This is a genomic window from Microbacterium sp. CR_7 (genome assembly GCF_041954755.1).
Lineage (GTDB): Bacteria > Actinomycetota > Actinomycetes > Actinomycetales > Microbacteriaceae > Microbacterium.
This window is the reverse complement of record NZ_JAVAYF010000012.1, coordinates 15,260-30,132: the sequence shown is the minus strand read 5'-3', so window position 1 is coordinate 30,132 and position 14,873 is coordinate 15,260. Positions and strand designations below refer to the sequence as shown.

General features: G+C 68.8%; 17 protein-coding genes. 3 read left to right on the top strand and 14 right to left on the bottom strand.

What is annotated here, in order from left to right; genetic code table 11:
- Nucleotides 1-55: 55 nt before the first annotated feature.
- The gene (locus RAC81_RS16910; RefSeq protein ID WP_375083434.1) at nucleotides 56-748 is read right to left on the bottom strand and encodes a DsbA family protein; all 693 of its coding nucleotides are present in this window, start codon (nucleotides 746-748) and stop codon (nucleotides 56-58) included.
- A gap of 54 nt (nucleotides 749-802) precedes the next feature.
- On the opposite strand from RAC81_RS16910, the gene RAC81_RS16905 reads away from it, so the two are divergent.
- Nucleotides 803-1,414 carry an AAA family ATPase gene (locus tag RAC81_RS16905; protein WP_375083433.1) on the top strand — a complete coding sequence of 204 codons (612 nt, stop codon included), beginning with the start codon at nucleotides 803-805 and terminating at the stop codon, nucleotides 1,412-1,414.
- On the opposite strand, the gene RAC81_RS16900 is transcribed toward RAC81_RS16905, so the two are convergent.
- Nucleotides 1,354-2,157 (bottom strand): isoprenyl transferase, encoded by an 804-nt coding sequence (locus RAC81_RS16900; protein WP_375083432.1) that lies wholly within the window; start codon nucleotides 2,155-2,157, stop codon nucleotides 1,354-1,356. The two genes, RAC81_RS16905 and RAC81_RS16900, sit on opposite strands and share 61 nt — an antisense overlap.
- Entirely contained in the window at nucleotides 2,154-2,897 is a 744-nt protein-coding gene (gene recO / locus RAC81_RS16895) for a DNA repair protein RecO (RefSeq protein WP_096715531.1), read from the bottom strand. The genes RAC81_RS16900 and recO overlap by 4 nt, the downstream gene beginning before the upstream one ends.
- Nucleotides 2,898-2,931: 34 nt before the next feature.
- Here recO and RAC81_RS16890 point away from each other — a divergent pair, with 34 nt between their 5' ends.
- Nucleotides 2,932-3,624 carry a trimeric intracellular cation channel family protein gene (locus RAC81_RS16890; RefSeq protein WP_096715532.1) on the top strand — a complete coding sequence of 231 codons (693 nt, stop codon included), beginning with the start codon at nucleotides 2,932-2,934 and terminating at the stop codon, nucleotides 3,622-3,624.
- Here RAC81_RS16890 and RAC81_RS16885 read toward each other — a convergent pair.
- Nucleotides 3,608-4,330, bottom strand: a complete 723-nt coding sequence (locus RAC81_RS16885) for a TetR/AcrR family transcriptional regulator (protein WP_375083431.1) — start codon at nucleotides 4,328-4,330, stop codon at nucleotides 3,608-3,610. The genes RAC81_RS16890 and RAC81_RS16885 overlap by 17 nt on opposite strands.
- A gap of 65 nt (nucleotides 4,331-4,395) precedes the next feature.
- Here RAC81_RS16885 and RAC81_RS16880 point away from each other — a divergent pair, with 65 nt between their 5' ends.
- On the top strand, nucleotides 4,396-4,773 hold the full coding sequence (locus RAC81_RS16880; RefSeq protein WP_375083430.1) for a VOC family protein: 378 nt from the start codon (nucleotides 4,396-4,398) through the stop codon (nucleotides 4,771-4,773).
- 81 nt (nucleotides 4,774-4,854) lie between these two features.
- Here the strand turns inward: RAC81_RS16880 and leuA are convergent, their stop codons facing one another.
- The 10 genes from leuA to hrcA all read right to left on the bottom strand — a co-directional run bounded on the left by leuA (nucleotide 4,855) and on the right by hrcA (nucleotide 14,860).
- The gene (leuA, locus tag RAC81_RS16875; protein WP_375083429.1) at nucleotides 4,855-6,609 is read right to left on the bottom strand and encodes a 2-isopropylmalate synthase; all 1,755 of its coding nucleotides are present in this window, start codon (nucleotides 6,607-6,609) and stop codon (nucleotides 4,855-4,857) included.
- Between the two features lie 190 nt (nucleotides 6,610-6,799).
- Entirely contained in the window at nucleotides 6,800-7,720 is a 921-nt protein-coding gene (locus RAC81_RS16870; protein WP_375083436.1) for a zinc-binding alcohol dehydrogenase family protein, read from the bottom strand.
- Between the two features lie 62 nt (nucleotides 7,721-7,782).
- The gene (era, locus tag RAC81_RS16865; RefSeq protein WP_251588134.1) at nucleotides 7,783-8,679 is read right to left on the bottom strand and encodes a GTPase Era; all 897 of its coding nucleotides are present in this window, start codon (nucleotides 8,677-8,679) and stop codon (nucleotides 7,783-7,785) included.
- The gene (locus RAC81_RS16860) at nucleotides 8,672-9,967 is read right to left on the bottom strand and encodes a hemolysin family protein (RefSeq protein ID WP_375083428.1); all 1,296 of its coding nucleotides are present in this window, start codon (nucleotides 9,965-9,967) and stop codon (nucleotides 8,672-8,674) included. The genes era and RAC81_RS16860 overlap by 8 nt, the downstream gene beginning before the upstream one ends.
- Entirely contained in the window at nucleotides 9,964-10,422 is a 459-nt protein-coding gene (gene ybeY / locus RAC81_RS16855) for an rRNA maturation RNase YbeY (protein ID WP_096715539.1), read from the bottom strand. Before ybeY ends, RAC81_RS16860 begins: the two co-directional genes overlap by 4 nt.
- Before the next feature lie 37 nt (nucleotides 10,423-10,459).
- Nucleotides 10,460-11,485, bottom strand: coding sequence for a PhoH family protein (locus RAC81_RS16850; protein WP_375083435.1), 1,026 nt, complete (start codon nucleotides 11,483-11,485; stop codon nucleotides 10,460-10,462).
- Between the two features lie 58 nt (nucleotides 11,486-11,543).
- The gene (locus tag RAC81_RS16845; protein WP_375083427.1) at nucleotides 11,544-11,891 is read right to left on the bottom strand and encodes an HIT domain-containing protein; all 348 of its coding nucleotides are present in this window, start codon (nucleotides 11,889-11,891) and stop codon (nucleotides 11,544-11,546) included.
- A 44-nt stretch (nucleotides 11,892-11,935) separates the two neighbouring features.
- Nucleotides 11,936-12,664, bottom strand: coding sequence for a 16S rRNA (uracil(1498)-N(3))-methyltransferase (locus RAC81_RS16840; RefSeq protein ID WP_375083426.1), 729 nt, complete (start codon nucleotides 12,662-12,664; stop codon nucleotides 11,936-11,938).
- Nucleotides 12,665-12,677: 13 nt separating this feature from the next.
- On the bottom strand, nucleotides 12,678-13,793 hold the full coding sequence (gene dnaJ, locus RAC81_RS16835) for a molecular chaperone DnaJ (protein WP_375083425.1): 1,116 nt from the start codon (nucleotides 13,791-13,793) through the stop codon (nucleotides 12,678-12,680).
- 35 nt (nucleotides 13,794-13,828) lie between these two features.
- Nucleotides 13,829-14,860, bottom strand: coding sequence for a heat-inducible transcriptional repressor HrcA (gene hrcA / locus RAC81_RS16830; RefSeq protein ID WP_375083424.1), 1,032 nt, complete (start codon nucleotides 14,858-14,860; stop codon nucleotides 13,829-13,831).
- Nucleotides 14,861-14,873 lie beyond the last annotated feature (13 nt).

Here is a 14,873-nt window from a genome sequence, read left to right as displayed (position 1 = left end):
GGGGGGGGGGGGCGCCGGCCCCCCCCCCCCCCCCCACGACCGGAGGCTGACCGGTTCAGGCCTGGACGGCTGCCGCGTCTTCCTCGGTCTCACCGCGCTTGGCCCAGAGATCGCGTAGCACGTTCTCGAAGGCAGCGGGCGGTTGCGCCCCGCTGATGCCGTACTGGCCGTCGATGACGAAGAACGGGACGCCCTGGATGCCGTAGGCCTGCGCCTGCGCCTGGTCCTGGCGCACGTCCTGCAGGTGGCGGGAACTCTCCAGCGCCTCGCGCGCCTGATCGGCATCGAGGCCGACCTCGACCGCGAGCTCGACGAGGTCGTCGACACGGCCGACGTGCTTGCCCTCGGTGAAGTACGCGGACATGAGCCGCTCCTCCATCTCGTGCTGCAGGTCGTTCGCCTTCGCGAAGTGGAGGAGCTCGTGGGCCTTGACCGTGTTGGTGTGCTGCAGCAGATCGAAGCGATACTGCAGACCTGCGTTCTCCGCGACACCGGTGACGTGCGAGAGCATCTGCTCGACCTGCTCCCGAGGCATGCCCTTGTGTCCGGAGAGGAAGTCGATCTCGTCGCCGTCGAAGTCGACGGGGGTGTCGGGCGAGAGCTCGAACGAGTGGAAGGTGATGTTCACCTGGGGCACGTCGTCATCGCCTGCGACGGCTTCGAGCCCCTTCTCGAGATTGCGCTTGCCGATGTAGCACCACGGGCAGGCGATGTCGGACCAGATGTCGATCGAGATGGGTTCAGTCACACTGTCATCCAACCGCATCGTCGGCGGCGCTATTCCGATCGGTAGGATTCTCGGATGCTCTCCGCCGACGATCCGCTCCCCCGAACGCCGCGTCGCGTGCTGGTCGCCGGCGTCACCGGATCGGGGAAGACGACTCTCTCCCGGCGCATCGCCGCGCTCTGGAACCTCCGGCACACCGAGATCGACGGCCTGTTCCACGGCGAGAACTGGACGCCGCGGCCGTCGTTCCTCGATGACGTCCGCGCGTTCGCCTCCGAAGAGCTCTGGGTGACCGAGTGGCAGTACACGAGCAAGGGCACCGACGAGATCCTCGCTCCGCGCGCCGACCTCGTGGTCTGGCTCGACTACCCGTTCCGCGTCGTTCGGGCGCGACTGCTGCGGCGCACGCTGAGCCGCAGCATCCTTCGCACGAAGATGTGGAACGGCAACGTCGAGAAGCCGATCTGGCGCATGTTCAGCGGGGATCCCGAAGAGAACATCGTCGCCTGGCAGACCATGACCCTGCACAAATGGACCGAGCGGATGCCGGAGGCCGAGGTCGCGTTCCCGCACCTGACCATCGTGCGCCTGCGCCATCCGCGCGAGGCTGAGCGCTGGCTACGGACTCAGGCCGGAGCGTCCGGCGTGTCGACGGCCCCGCCGAAACGTCGGTCGCGCGACAGGTAGATGCCGATCGCGCGCCACAGCTCCTCGCGGGAGAAGTCCGGCCAGAGCGTGTCGAGGAACACCATCTCGGCGTAGGCCGACTCCCACAGGAGGAAGTTCGACGTCCGCTGCTCCCCCGAACTGCGTAGGAACAGATCGACGTCGGGCATGTGCGGCACGTAGAGGTGCCGGCGGATCATCTTCTCGCTGATCGCGTTCGGCTTGACCCGACCGGCGGCGACGTCGGCGGCGATCGACCGCATGGCGTCGACGAGCTCGACCCGTCCGCCGTAGTTCACGCACATCGTGAGCGTCAGCCCCGTGTTCGTCTTCGTGAGCTCCTCCGCGCGCTGCAGCTCCGTGATGACGCTGCCCCACAGGCGCGGCTTGCGTCCGGCCCAGCGGATGCGCACGTTCCACTCGTTGAGCTGGTCGCGCCGGCGGTGCAGCACGTCGCGGTTGTACCCCATGAGGAAGCGCACCTCCTCGGGCGAGCGCGCCCAGTTCTCGGTCGAGAAGGCGTACACCGACAGGTGCTTCACCCCCGCCTGGATGGCGCCGGCGACCACGTCGAGCAGCACCTCCTCGCCCGCCTTGTGCCCCTCGATGCGGTTGAGGCCTCGGCGGTTCGCCCAGCGGCCGTTGCCGTCCATGACGATCGCGACGTGCTCCGGCACCGCGGGGAACTGCGGCGGGTAGAGCCCCGTCCAATCGAGCGGACGGTAGGCCACGGCATCCTTGTGCGTGTAGGGCTTGGGGCTCACCGGGCTCCTTCTCGGGAATCGTCGGTCACGTGGGCGAGCGAGCGGATGCCGCGCTCGAGATGCCACTGGGCGTAGGCGGCGATGAGCCCGGAGGCGGCCGACGTCTCCTGCCCGGACGCAGCGTCGATGACGTCCCACTCCCCCGCCATGAGCGACCGGAGCAAGCTCAGTGTGCTCTCGGCGACGCGAGGACTGCCCGCGGGCGCGTCGTTGCGGCACACCACTCCGCCGAGCTGTGCGACGAACGTCGTGTGCGGACCGGGCATGCCGCAGCGGGCGCAGTCGGTCAGCGACGGGGCCCAGCCAGACAGAGCCATGACGCGGAGCAGATAGGAATCCAGGATGCTGCGGGGCGAGTGCTCTCCGCGGGAGAGGGCCCGCAGTCCGCCGACGAGCAGCAGATACTGCTCAGGGGTCGCCTCGGACTCGCTCAGACGGTCGGCGGTCTCGACCATGGCGTTCGCCGAGGTGAACCGGTCGTAGTGCGCGGCGATGTCCGCTCCGTAGGAGCCCAGCGACTCGGCCTGCTGCACGATGTCGAGCGAGCGGCCTTCGTACAGCTGCACGTCGGCGACCATGAACGGCTCGAGCCGGGATCCGAACTTCGACGATGTCCGCCGCACGCCCTTCGCCACGGCGCGCACCTTCCCGTGGCGCCGCGACAGCATGGTGACGATGCGGTCCGCCTCACCCAGCTTGTGGGTGCGCAGGATCACTGCTTCGTCTCGGTAGGTGGGCACCCCTCGATTATCCTCCGTGCGCGACAATGGACGGGTGACCGAACCGCTCTTCATCATTCCGTTCTGGGCGGATCTGCTCGGCGTCGGGCTCGGCGGGGTGCAGGGAGCGCTCTTCGCCTCCGGCTTCCAGGGGCAGCGGCGGCTCGACTGGCTCGGGGTAGCGATCATCGGCATCATGATCGGCATGGGCGGCGGTCTCATCCGCGACATCCTGCTGGGCCAGACCCCCGCGACACTGCAGAACCAGTGGTACCTCGTCACGGCGACGGGCGCCGCGCTCTTCGGGATGCTGCTCGCCGGTCTCTTCACGCGCCTCAACAAGGTCATCGTCGGCCTGGATGCCGTCGTGATCGGGATGTTCGGAGCGTTCGGCACGAGCAAGGCCCTCGCCCTCGGCATCCCCGAGGTGCCCGCCGTGTTCATCGGCGTGTGCGCGGCAGTCGGCGGCAGCGTGCTGCGCGACATGCTCATGGGGCTGCCGACCGCGATCATGCACGTCGGCTCGCTCTACGCGGTCGCGGCCGGAGGAGGCTCGGCGTTCATCGTGATAGCGCACGCCCTCGGCATGTCGATCCCCCTCGCCGCCGTCATCGGCATCGCCGTCACCGCCGTGATCCGAGTGCTCGCGGTGAGCTTCGACGTGTCGCTTCCCGAGCAGCGCCGCCTCTACCGCCGCAAGGTGGCAGCGGAGACCGGCGTCATCCCGATCGTCAAGCCCGGCGACTGACCGCAGCGAGCCCGTCGATCACCCGATCGAGACCGAAATCCCAGGCCGCATCTCCGTCGTACGGCGCGTTCGCGGCGGCACCGACGGCGCTGCCCACCTCCTGGGCGAGCGGGTGCGCGGCACCGAGGCGCGACGCGAGACGGTCGGCGATGAGCATCCACCCCTCCCCGAACTCGGCACTCCGGCGATGTTCGGCCGCTCGAGATGCTGTGGATCGCACGAATCCGAGCACGAACGTGAGCGCGGCGTCTCGACGCACCGGATCGAGGTCCATCCCGTCGAACGCGTGGAGTTCGCGGTCGTACTTCGCGATCGTCCCGGGACCGAGCACCGTTCGCGGGTCGTCGATGTCCAGCATCCAGCCGTGCCTGCGGAACATCCGCAGGTTCTCCTCGGCGAGCGTCCGCACGCGGGAGCGCCACTCCCCGGCGAATTCCGGGGCTGTGCCGAGTTCGGCGTTGGCCTCGTCGGCCATGAGTACGAGGAGATCGTCGCGGCTGTTCGCGTAGGTGTATGTCGACATGGTGGGCATGCCGATGGACTGCGCGATGGCTCGCATCGTCACGGCCTCCAGACCGCCCGCGTCGGCGAGGGCCATCGCTGACGCCACGACGTCGTCGGTGGAATGGCGAGACCGAGGTCCGCGCCGCGGCGGCTCGACCGCATCGCTGTGTCTCCAGAGCAGTGCCAGAAGGTCTCGCGACATCGGGAATATCCTCGCCTCTACCTCGTTAACATCGTACGTTGTACATAGTTTAGACAGGAGAGCTCATGAAGATCAGCCGAACCGCCGTGTCGCTCAACGTCCCCGACGTCGGGGCGTCCGCCGACTTCGCGAAGACGCACTTCGGATACGAAGAGGCGATGGCTGCAGACGGCTTCGCGTCGTTGCAGCATCCCGATTCGTCCACGAACCTGATCTTCCTTCAGACGGGACTGCCGACGTTCCGTCCGGCGGAGATCGCCGGATCCGCGCGCGAGGGCCTGCTCCTCGCCTTCGTGGTCGATGACCTCGACACCGAGTACACGAGGATCGCCGATTCCGGGGCTCGGGTGGTGACGCCACCCGAAACCGAGCCGTGGGGTGAGCGCTACTGTCAGTTCGCCGACGCGAACGGCATCATCTGGCAGCTCGTGCAGTGGACCTGACCCGATGACGGCGCGGTGATGTGGCACCCGCTGCGGGAATCCTGCGTGGATTCCCGCAGCAGGTGCCGACCGAACGACGGATCAGACCGCGGCGAGCTCGTGCTGGCGGCTGCGGATCGAGCGGTTCACGCCCGACACGATCGCCTTGAGGGATGCCGTCGAGATGTCGCCGTCGATACCGACGCCCCACAGGCGCTGATCGCCGACCTGCAGCTCGACGTAGGCGGCCGCCTGGGCGTCACCGCCGGCGCTGAGAGCGTGCTCCACGTAGTCGTAGACGGTGATGTCGAAGCCCTGGGCGCGCAGCACCTCGACGAACGCGGCGACCGGACCGTTGCCCGAGCCGGTGACCGAGATGCGCTCGTCGTCGTCGCGCAGCTCCACATCGAGGACGACCTCGCCGGACATGTCGCTGCGGGTCTGCGTCGCCAGCAGCTCGAAGCGCCCCCACTTGGCGGCCTCGTCGTCGGCCGGCAGGTACTCGTCGGTGAAGACCGACCAGATCTGCTCGCTCGTGACCTCGCCGCCCTCGGCATCCGTCTTCGCCTGCACGACGCCCGAGAACTCGATCTGCAGCTTGCGGGGCAGGTCGATCGCGTGATCCGCCTTGAGCAGGTAGGCGACGCCACCCTTTCCGGACTGGGAGTTCACGCGGATGACCGCTTCGTACGAGCGGCCCAGATCCTTCGGGTCGACGGGCAGATACGGCACCGCCCACTCGATCTCGTCGACCGAGACGCCCTTCGCCTCCGCTTCGGCGGCCATGGCCTCGAAGCCCTTCTTGATCGCATCCTGGTGCGATCCGCTGAACGCGGTGAACACGAGGTCGCCGGCCCAGGGGCTGCGCTCCGGGACGGGCAGCTGGTTGCAGTACTCCACCGTGCGCTTGACCTGGTCGATGTCACTGAAGTCGATCTGCGGGTCGATGCCCTGCGTGAACATGTTGATGCCCAGCGCGACGAGATCGACGTTCCCGGTGCGCTCGCCGTTGCCGAACAGGCATCCCTCGATGCGGTCGGCGCCGGCCATGTAGCCGAGCTCCGCGGCCGCGATCGCCGTGCCGCGGTCGTTGTGCGGGTGCAGCGAGAGGATGACGTTCTCGCGGTGGTTCAGGTGACGGCTCATCCACTCGATCGAGTCGGCGTAGACGTTCGGCGTCGCCATCTCGACGGTCGCGGGCAGGTTGATGATGACCTTGCGGTCGGGTGTCGGCTCGAAGATCTCGATCACCTGGTTGCAGACGTCGACCGCGAACTCGAGCTCGGTGCCGGTGTAGCTCTCGGGCGAGTACTCGTAGTAGACCTTCGTGTCGGGGATCGTCTTCTCGAACTTCCGGCACAGCCGCGCGCCCTCGAGCGCGATGTCGATGATGCCCTGCTTGTCGGTGCGGAACACGACCTCGCGCTGCAGCACGCTGGTGGAGTTGTACAGGTGCACGATCGCCTGCTTGGCGCCGGAGATCGCCTCGTACGTGCGCTCGATCAGGTGCTCGCGCGCCTGGGTCAGCACCTGGATGGTGACGTCGTCGGGGATCAGGTTCTCTTCGATCAACTGGCGGACGAAGTCGAAATCGGTCTGGCTCGCCGAGGGGAACCCGACCTCGATCTCCTTGTAGCCCATGCTGACCAGCAGCTCGAACATCACCCGCTTGCGCTCGGGCGACATCGGATCGATGAGCGCCTGGTTGCCGTCCCGGAGGTCGACGGCGCACCAGCGGGGCGCTTCGGTGATGCGAGCGTCCGGCCACGTGCGGTCGGGCAGGTGCACCGAGATCTGCTCGTGGAAGGGCCGGTACTTGTGGATCGGCATCGACGACGGGCGCTGAGTGTTCTTCATGAGGGGCTTCTTCTCTCGTCAGGAATGTGTTCGGGCCAACACGAGCGCCGCGACGAGGAAGGCCCTAGCTCTCAGGACTCGTCGCGGCAGCTAAGAAGAAGCAGACCGCCGAAAGGCATGCGGCCATGCTAGCAGGGCACCGGCGCCGGTTCGACCGGGTGCTGCGCCGGGATGCCGCATCCGCTCCCGCTCAGGGGATGAGCGCGAGCTTCCCTCCCGGGTGTCCGCCCGCGAGGAAGTCCAGCGCTGCCAGCGCCTCGGCCAGGGGGAAGGTGTTCGCCACGGGCACGACGAGGTCGCCGCTCTGAGCGAGGGCGATGAGGTCCGGACGCACCTCGTCGCGGAACCGAGCGCTCTCGGGCATCGAGCCGGCGATCGCGATGATGCCCTCGCTCTCCGCGCGTCCGAACGCCGCGATCGTCACGATGCGTCGGCGATCGTCGACGAGCTGGAGCGAGACGTCGACGGCCTCGTCCGTGCCGACGGCGTCGAGGGCTGCGGCGACGGCGCCGCCCGCGAGATCCCGGACGCGGTCGGCGAGCCCGGGGCCGTACTCCACCGGCACTCCCCCGAACGCCCGCACCACGTCGGCCCGCGCCGCACTCGCCGTGCCGATCACTCGGACGCCGCGCAGCGCGGCCTGCTGCAGCACGCTCACGCCGACCGCGCCGGATGCACCGTGCAGCACGATGGTCTCACCGGGTGCGACGCCCGTCACCCAGAGCATCTCCGCGGCGGTCGTGCCTGCGAGCAGCAGATTCGCGGCCTCCGCATGGGTCAGCGTCGTGGGCTTGCGGAAGGCCTTCTCGGCCGGGATCGTGACGGCCTCGGCGTAACCGCCGCGCACACGGAATGCCACGATCTCGTCGCCGACGCGTGCCTCTCCCGAACCGATACGCGTGTTCGGACCCATCGCGACGATGTCGCCGGATATCTCGTAGCCGATCGCCACCGGGAACTCCACGCCCGACCGCGGCGAGGCGACGTGCTTGGCGTCGGCGGGGTTGACACCGGCCGCGCGCACGCGCACCGTGATCTCGCCTTCGCGGGGGTCGGGCACCTCGTATTCGACGAACTGCCACTCATCCGGCTCACCCGGTGCGGTCGCCATCCAGTGGTGTGCGCGAGTCACGATGCAGCCTCCGACATGGTCCCTCCGACGATCGACGTGTCTCAGAATCCGAGGCGACCGAGCTGCTTCGGGTCCCGCTGCCATTCCTTGGCGACCTTGACGTGGAGGCCGAGGAAGACCCGCCGGCCGAGGAGCTCCTCGATGCCGGCGCGGGCGCGGGCTCCGACGTCGCGCAGACGCGCCCCCTTGCGACCGATGATGATGGCCTTCTGACTGTCGCGCTCGACCACGATCGACGCATGGACGTCGGTGAGGTCGGAGTCCTCGCGGGGCGCCACGTCGTCGATCACGACCGCGATGGAGTGCGGCAACTCATCGCGCACGCCCTCGAGCGCCGCCTCGCGGATGATCTCCGCGATGCGATCCTCGTCGGACTCGTCGGTGGTGATGTCGTCGGGATAGAGGGCGGGCCCCTTCGGCATGAGCGAGAGGATCTCGTCGGAGAGCACGCCGAGCTGGTCGCGCGTGAGCGCCGAGAGCGGGATCACGGCGTGCCAGTCCTCGCGGAGGGCGTCGGCTTCCATGAGCCGCTCGGTGATCTCGTCGCGGGACGCCGCATCGGTCTTGGTGACGATCGCGATCTTCTTCGCCCGCGGATAGCCGTCGAGCGACGCGGCGATGCGGCGATCGCCGGGGCCGACCTTCTCGGTGGCGGGGACGCAGAAGCCGATCACGTCGACGTCGCCCAGCACCTGCTCGACGAGGTCGTTCAGCCGCTCGCCCAGCAGCGTGCGCGGCTTGTGGATGCCGGGGGTGTCGACGATCACCAGCTGCCCGTCCGGCCGGTTGACGATGCCGCGGATCGCCCGCCGCGTGGTCTGTGGCTTCTCGCTCGTGATGGCGATCTTCTCGCCGACTAGGGCGTTGGTGAGCGTCGACTTGCCGACGTTCGGACGCCCGACGAACGTCACGAACCCGCTCCGCGTCTTGTCACTCATCGTTTCGGTCTCCCTCAGGATCTGATGTCTCCGTCGTCGGAGCGGCCCTCTCGACGAACACCGTCGCGATCCCGCGCCCGCGCCCACGAGAGGCGCCGCCGGTCAGCACGAGCCCGTCGACCGTGGCGGTCGCCCCTGGCTGGGGCACCTGTCCGAGCACCTTGCCGAGCAGTCCGCCGATGGAATCTACATCCTCGTCCTCGAGCTCGAGACCGAACAGGTCGCCGACGTCTTCCAGCGAGAGCCGGGAGCTGACGCGATACCGTCCCTCGCCGAGTTCGACGACCTCCGTCGACACCTGATCGTACTCGTCGGAGATCTCGCCGACGAGCTCCTCGATCAGGTCCTCGAGGGTGATGAGTCCCGAGATCCCGCCGTGCTCGTCGATCACGAGGCAGACATGCACGGCATCCCGCTTCATCTGCTGCAGGAGGGTCTCGGCGCGCATCGACTCGGGGACGAAGGTCGCCGGGCGTGAGATGGGACGGATGGATGCCGCGCGCCAGGCGTTCTCGTCGCGGTAGGCGAACTGGACGAGGTCCTTGAGGTACAGCACTCCGACGACGTCGTCGGCCTCATCGTCGACCACCGGCATCCGCGACACCCCGCGCTGCAGGAAGAGCGTCATCGCCTCGTCGGTGGTGGCGGTGGCGTCGACGGTGACCATCTCGGTACGCGGGACCATGACCGCGCGCACGAACTGGTCGGTGAAGTCGAAGACGGAGTGGATGAGGTCGCGGTCGTCCGCCTCGATGAGGTCGTTCGAGGCGGCCTCGTCGACCATGCTGAGCAGCTGCTCCTCCGAGGTGAACGAGCTGCGCCCACGGCCCGGCGTCACGCGGTTGCCGAGAACCACGAGTCCGTGCGCCAGCGGTCCGAGGATGATGCGCAGACCGCGCACGATCGGAGCGTTGGCACGCAGCATCCCCTCCGCGTGCTGGCGACCGAAGGAGCGCGGACTGGCGCCGACGAGCACGAAGGTGATGCCGGTCATCAGCACGGCGGCGGCGAGCATCGCGAGCCAGTTGTTCTCGATGAGGATCGTGAACGCGACCGTGACGAGCACGGCGGCCGTCACCTCCGCGAGCACGCGGATGAACGCGACGGAGTTGACGTGCGCGTCGGGGTCGGCGGCGATGCGCGCGAGCTGCTTCGTGTTCCGCCCCTCGGCGGCCATCTCCTCGAGGTCCGTTCGCGACGTGACCCCGAAGGCGGCGTCGATCGCGGCCATCAGACCGCCGAAGGCGACGAGCAGGACCGCGCCGGCGAGCAGGAGAGCTGCGGTCATCGTCGGCGTTCGGCGGCGGCGAAGCTCTGGATGAGCTCCTTCTGCAGGCCGAACATCTCACGCTCCTCGTCGGGCTCGGCGTGATCGAAGCCGAGCAGGTGCAGCAGGCCGTGCGTGGTGAGCAGGATGAGCTCGTCCATCAGCGAGTGGCCGGCGGCCTGAGCCTGGGTCTCGGCGACCTGCGGGCACAGCACGATGTCGCCGAGCAGACCGGGGGCCGTCGGTCGGTCCTCGGTTCCCGGGCGCAGCTCGTCCATCGGAAAGCTGAGCACGTCGGTCGGGCCGGGCTCGTCCATCCACTGCACGTGCAGGGCCTCCATGGCGCCCTCGTCGACGAGGACGATGGCGACCTCCGCGTCCGGGCTGACGTGCAGCTGCGCGAGGTTGTGGTCGGTGAGGCGCTGCAGCACCGTCTCGTCGACGTCGATCGCCGACTCGTTGTTGATCTCGATCATGCCCGTGCTCGTTTCATCAGGACCAGTGTTCGTCTCATCAGGAGAGGCCTCGTTTCGGCATCCGATCACGGGGCCCGGGGCGCTGGGCGCCGCGGCGCTCCGCGCGGTTGGCGAACTCCGCCGCCTGCTCGCGCTCGTGCCTCTGCGCCGTGCGGCGCTCGTCGTACTCGCTGTACGCGTCGACGATGCGGCCGACGAGGGAGTGGCGCACGACGTCATCGCTGGTGAGGCGGGCGAAGTGGATGTCGTCGATCCCGTCGAGCACACGCGTGACCAGCCGGAGACCCGAGGCGCCCTGCGGCAGGTCGACCTGGGTGATGTCGCCGGTGACGACCATCCGCGTGCCGAAACCCAGCCGGGTGAGGAACATCTTCATCTGCTCGGGCGTCGTGTTCTGCGCCTCGTCGAGCACGACGAACGAGTCGTTGAGCGTCCGGCCGCGCATGTAGGCGAGCGGCGCGACCTCGATCGTGCCCGTCGCCATGAGGCGGGGGACGATCTCCGGGTCCATCATCTCGTTGAGCGCGTCGTACAGCGGGCGCAGGTACGGATCGATCTTGTCGGTGAGCGTGCCGGGAAGGAACCCGAGCCGCTCCCCCGCCTCGACGGCGGGACGCGTCAGGATGATGCGCGTGACCTCCTTGCGCTGCAGCGCCTGCACGGCCTTCGCCATCGCGAGGTAGGTCTTGCCCGTTCCCGCGGGACCGATGCCGAACACGATGGTGTTCTCGTCGATCGCGTCGACGTACTCCTTCTGTCCGAGGGTCTTGGGCCGGATGACCTTGCCGCGCGTGGAGAGGATCGCCTCTCCCAGCACCTCGCTCGGGCGGGGCCCGCCGTCGCATCGCAGCATGCGCGCCGAGCTGGAGACGTCGCTCGGCGCGAGGTCGTGCCCCGCCTTCGTCATGGTCAGCAGTTCGTCGACGAGGCTCTTGGCGCTCGCCACGGCATCCGGAGCGCCCGTCAGGGTGATCTCGTTGCCTCGTACGAGCACCTGCACGTCGCGGTGCTCTTTCTCGAGCATCCGGAGCAGACGGTCCTGGGGACCGAGCAGCTGCACCATGGCGACGCCGTCGGCGTAGACGCGCTCGGTGACGCTGCGGTCGGTGGTGTTGTCGTCGTCAGAAGCCAACGAGCTTGTTCTCCTCGATGTTGCCGAGCACATGGGCGTGCACGTGGAAGACGGACTGGGCGGCGCTCGCGCCGTTGTTGAAGATCAGACGGTACTCGCCGTTGGCGTGCTCGTCGGCGAGCTGCTTCGCGGCCGCGACCATCTCAGCGAGGAGCGTCGGATCGCCGGCGGCGAGCTCGGTGACGTCGCGGTACTCCTCGGTCTTGGGGATGACGAGGACGTGCAGCGGCGCCTGCGGGTCGATGTCGCGGATCGCGAAGACCCGCTCGGTGTCCAGCAGGATCTCACCCGGGATGTCGCCGTTGAGGATGCGCGTGAAGATCGACGGTTCGGACATGCTGCCAGTCTACTGACCGGGGCCGACGTGCGGCCGGACGAGGATCACCAGCGACCGAGGGCGACCGACAGGACCGCGATCGCCGCGGGTCCGGCGGTCGAGGTGCGAAGCACCGTGTCGCCGAGCAGCGCCCGCTCGGCACCCGCGGCCTCGAGTGCCGAGATCTCATCGTCGGAGATGCCGCCCTCGGGTCCCACGACGAGCACGAGGTCGCGCCCATCGGGCTCCAGAGCGGACAGACGCGTCGGAGCAGTGGGGTCGAGCAGCACCACCCGCTGGGTGGCGGCGCGGGCGACGAGATCTCTGGTCGTCACGGGCGACGTGACCTCGGGCACCCAGGCGCGATGCGCCTGCTTGGCTGCCTCGCGCACGATCGTCGCCCAGCGTTCTCGCCCCTTCGCCGCCTTCGGTCCCTCCCAGCGCGATACGCTGCGACTCGCCTGCCACGGCACGATCTCGTCGACTCCGAGCTCGCACGCCGCCTGCACGGCGAGCTCGTCTCGGTCGCCCTTCGCGAGGGCCTGCACGAGCACGAGCCTCGGGCTCGGGGCTTCGCTCATCCGACGCGCGCTCACGCGCACCTCGACCAGGGACGGCGACACCTGCTCGGCCTCCCCCGTGAGCCACACCCCGCGACCGTCGCCGACCGTCACCCGCTCGCCGACACGCAGCCGCCGCACCACCGCGGCGTGCTTGGCCTCCGCGCCGGTGAGCGCCACGAGATCGCCGACCGCGGCATCCGACGACGATTCGACGAGGAAATGGAGTGCCATCTCGTTCCCCGGATCAGTGCGAGCGGAAGCGGTCGCGCAGCTTCGAGAACAGACCCTGCTGGAACTGCGCGAGCTGCGGGGCAGGCGCCTTCGTCTTCTTCGCGAAGTCCTCGATGAGCGCGCGCTGGGCCGAGTCGATCTTGGTCGGGGTGAGCACCTGGACTCCGACGCGGAGGTCTCCGCGCTGGCTGCCGCGCAGCGGCGTGATCCCGCGCCCCTTGATCGTCAGGACATCGCCCGACTGCACGCCCGGCCGGATCTCGAGGTCGACCTCTCCGTCCAAGCCCTGGATCGTCGTCTCGGTGCCGAGGATGGCGTCGGTCATCGCGACCTCGAGAGTGGCGAGCAGATCGTCGCCGTCGCGGCTGAACGCGGGGTGCGGGTTCACCGTCACCTCGACGTACAGGTCGCCGTTCGGGCCGCCCGCCTTGCCGACCTCGCCCGAGCCGGGCAGCTGCAGGCGCAGGCCCGTCTCGACGCCGGCGGGGATGTCGAGAGAAACGGTCCGACGGGAGCGCACGCGCCCCTGACCGCCGCACGTGCCGCACGGGTACGGGATGGTCGTGCCGTACCCCTCGCACGTCCCGCACGGCTGCGACGTGACGACGTTGCCGAGCAGGCTGCGCACCTGGCGCTGCACGTGCCCGGTGCCGCCGCAGATATCGCACGTGACGGGCGATGTGCCCTCCTGGCAGCACGAACCCTTGCAGGTCTCGCAGAGCACTGCGGTATCGACCTCGATGTCGCGGTGAGCGCCGAACACGACGTCGCCGAGGTCGAGTGAGACGCGCACGAGCGCGTCCTGACCCCGCTCGCGGCGGGACCGGGGCCGGGCACCGCGTCCGCCGCCCTGAGCAGCTCCGAAGAACGTCTCGAAGATGTCGCCGAAGCCGCCGAAACCTCCGAAGTTGCCTGCGGCTCCGTCTCCCCCGCCCATGTCGTATCGACGACGGGACTCGTCGTCGCTCAGCACGTCGTACGCGTGCGTGACGAGCTTGAACTTCTCCGCCGCCTCCTCGCCCGGATTCACGTCCGGGTGCAGCTGGCGTGCGAGACGCCGGTACGCCTTCTTGATCTCGTCCGTCGATGCGTCGCGCGAGACGCCGAGTACCTCGTAGTGGTCCGCCACAATGGCCCTTCTGCGTGTAGTCCTGGTCGTCCGCGTCAGCGGGCGGCCTCGTCTTCGTCGAGCAGTCGCGACAGGTAGCGGGCGACCGCCCGTGCTGCCGCGAGGTTGCTCGGATAGTCCATGCGCGTCGGTCCCATCACGCCGACGCGTGCGGTGCCGGAGCGCGCCGCGTAGTTGCTCGCGACGATCGACGCCTCATCGAGGCCGAACGACGCGTTCTCGGTGCCGATGCTCGCGGCGAGCCCCTGAGCATCCGCCTCCATCTCGCTCATCAGCCGGATGAGGGTCACCTGCTCCTCGATCGCCTCGAGAAGAGGGTGGATGCTGCCGCGGAAGTCCTGTTCCCGTCGCGCGAGCGTGGCGGCACCCGCCATGACGAGCCGTTCCTGCCGGAAGGTGCCCAGCTCCTCGACGATCACGGTCGCGAGCGCGCGGAGCACGGCGTCCTTCGCGTGCTCCTCGGCGTCGAGCAGACCCTGAAGGCGTTCGGCGGCGTCGCTGACCGCGCGCCCGGTCAGGAGCGCCGACAGGCGAGCCCGCAGGAGCGCCATGTCGGACTCGTCGACGTCGGCGGGGAGCGGCGCGATGCGCTGGGAGACGCCGCCCGCATCCGTCACGAGCACCACGAGGAGACGGTTGGGAGCGAGGGCGACCAGCTCGATGTGGGTGAGCTGCGCCCGCGCGAACGACGGGTACTGCGCGAGGGCGACCTGGCCGGTGAGCTGCGTGAGCACCCGCACCGTGCGCGCCATGAGGTCGTCGAGGTCGGCCGGGTCGGTCAGGAAGGACTCGATCGCGGTGCGCTGCGCTCCCGAGAGAGGACGCAGCTGGGCGAGGTGGTCGACGAAGACGCGGTAGCCCTTGTCGGTCGGAACGCGACCGGAGGAGGTGTGCGGCGCCGCGATGAGCTCCTCGTCTTCGAGCAGAGCCATGTCGTTGCGGATCGTGGCGGCCGAGACGCCGAACGAGTAGCGGTCGACGATCGACCGGCTGCCGACCGGCTCATGCGTCTCGACGTAGTCCTGCACGATGGCACGGAGCACCTGGAGGCCTCTTTCGCTGACCATCACGACTCCCCTC